The organism is Tritonibacter sp. SIMBA_163 (assembly GCF_046535935.1).
GTDB lineage: Bacteria > Pseudomonadota > Alphaproteobacteria > Rhodobacterales > Rhodobacteraceae > Epibacterium > Epibacterium scottomollicae.
Genome location: NZ_JAWJBP010000751.1, coordinates 1 through 258 on the forward strand (window position 1 = coordinate 1; position 258 = coordinate 258).

At 60.5% G+C, this 258-nt stretch carries 1 protein-coding gene; it reads right to left on the reverse strand.

Annotated elements, in window-relative coordinates:
* Positions 1-258: ExbD/TolR family protein (locus R0J92_RS24325; protein WP_411053571.1), on the reverse strand; the 258-nt coding region annotated here is incomplete at both ends.

The window sequence follows — 258 nt, forward strand, 5'->3', positions numbered from 1 at the left end:
CGATTTGACGAGCAATCCAACGCGTTTGACGCCGCGAGCCTTGAGCTCCGACATCACATTCATCACGACTTCATACTTCACGGTCTTGTCGGCGGCGATCACGACAGGCTGATCGGGATGCGACTGCGCGCGGTCGGCGATGAAGCCGTTAAGCCCGGCTTTCGTCATGTCCTCCTGCTGCTGCGCGCCCGCGTCGTCCTTGTACTTGACGCTCATGTTGCCGTCCGCGCGAATGTTGACGATCACGGGCGGCGTTTG